Below are 1,733 nucleotides of genomic sequence, written 5' to 3' on the forward strand. Positions count from 1 at the left end.
GGGTCTTGAGAGCCATGCAGCGGCGGTAGAATTGCCACGCATGGCACACTGGGGATCGCCATAAGATCACGCCGGAAACCGGCACCAGGACAACCGAAGGGGAATTGAACATGACGAAGACTTTTTTGAAGCTGACCGCAGCAAGTGTGGCGCTTTGCGCCGGCTTGAGCGCGGTAAATGCCGAAACTCTGCGATGGGCGCGTGCCGGCGACTCCCTGACGCTGGATCCGCATGCACAAAATGAGGGCCCGACCCACGCTCTGGCCCACCAGATGTACGAGCCGCTCCTGCAGCGTGACATGGCAGCGCAAATCATTCCGGCGCTCGCCACCAGCTGGGAGCCGACCGAAAACCCGAATGTTTGGGAATTCAAGCTCCGCGAAGGTGTGAAGTTCCATGGCGGCGAAGACTTTACCGCCGATGACGTGGTCTTCTCCTTCAAGCGCGCCATGATGCCGACATCGGCCATGAAAGAGCTTTTGAACTCCATTACGGATGTGCGCAAGGTCGACGATTACACGGTTCATTTCGAAACCGACGGACCGAACCCGCTGCTGCCGAACAACATGACGAACCTGTTCATCATGGATTCTGGCTGGGCCACTGACAATGGCTGTGAAGCACCGCAGGACATCGCAAATGGCGGCGACAACCCGTGTGTACGGGCCGTCAACGGCACCGGCGCCTTTACCCTTGAAAGCCGCAAGCAGGATTCCGAAACCATCCTGAAGCAGAACCCGAACTACTGGGGCAAGGGCGAGTTCCCGCTGGAAGTCACGGAAATCATCTACACCCCGATCCAGGAAAGCGCGACCCGCGTGTCCGCGCTTCTGTCCGGTGAAGTTGATCTCATTCAGGACGTTCCGGTCCAGGATCTCGTGCGCGTTGCCGAGACAGACGGCCTGCGGCTGAACACAGCGGCCCAGAACCGCACGATCTTCTTCGGCATGAACCAGGGCGCTGACGATCTGACGAGCGACAATGTCGACGGCAAGAACCCGCTCGCTGACAACCGCGTCCGCGAAGCAATGAACATCGCCATCAACCGCGATGCCATCAAGAAAGTCGTGATGCGCGAACAGTCCGCACCGACCGGTGTGATCATGCCTCCGTTCGTCAACGGCTGGACGGAAGAGCTGGATGCCGCCCCGGCCTATGATGTGGCTGCAGCCAAGGCCCTGATGGAAGAAGCCGGTTACGGCGACGGGTTCAGCCTCACGCTGAACTGCCCGAACGACCGCTACATCAACGATGAAGGCATCTGTCAGGCCGCTGTCGGCATGCTGGGCCAGATCGGGATCACCGTTAATCTGGACGCCAAGCCTAAGGCACAGCACTTCCCGCTGATCCAGAACAAGGAAACAGACTTCTATATGCTCGGCTGGGGCGTTCCGACGTTCGACTCCGAGTATATCTTCAACTTCCTGACCCACACCACGACCGACAAGCTCGGCTCCTGGAATGCAACCGGCTACTCCAACCCGGAACTGGATGCGAAGATCGCCAGCCTTGCGTCCGAAACGGACCAGGAAGTCCGCAACGCGACGATTGCGGAGATCTGGGACACAGTTAAGTCTGAAAACCTGTACCTGCCGATCCACAACCAGGTCTTGAACTGGGGCATGACAGACAAGATTGATTTCCCGGTGCAGCCGGAAGATCAACCGCACTTCAAGTTCATGAGCTTTAGCAAATAAGGCTTGAACGGAGCAATGTTCGCGCCGGCGGTAAGT

The 1,733-nt window shown here is 58.3% G+C and carries 1 protein-coding gene; it reads left to right on the forward strand.

The window, feature by feature from the left end; all coding sequences use genetic code 11:
• Positions 1 to 110 precede the first annotated feature (110 nt).
• Positions 111 to 1,697 carry an ABC transporter substrate-binding protein gene (locus E1180_RS00185; RefSeq protein WP_155189080.1) on the forward strand — a complete coding sequence of 529 codons (1,587 nt, stop codon included), beginning with the start codon at positions 111 to 113 and terminating at the stop codon, positions 1,695 to 1,697.
• The last annotated feature ends 36 nt before the right edge of the window (positions 1,698 to 1,733 follow it).

Source organism: Roseibium denhamense (assembly GCF_009711415.1).
Lineage (GTDB): Bacteria > Pseudomonadota > Alphaproteobacteria > Rhizobiales > Stappiaceae > Roseibium > Roseibium denhamense.

Bases quoted from the DNA above. Each gene is read 5' to 3' on its own strand.
- E1180_RS00185 (WP_155189080.1), top strand. From the start codon at position 111: ATGACGAAGACTTTTTTGAAGCTGACCGCAGCAAGTGTGGCGCTTTGC.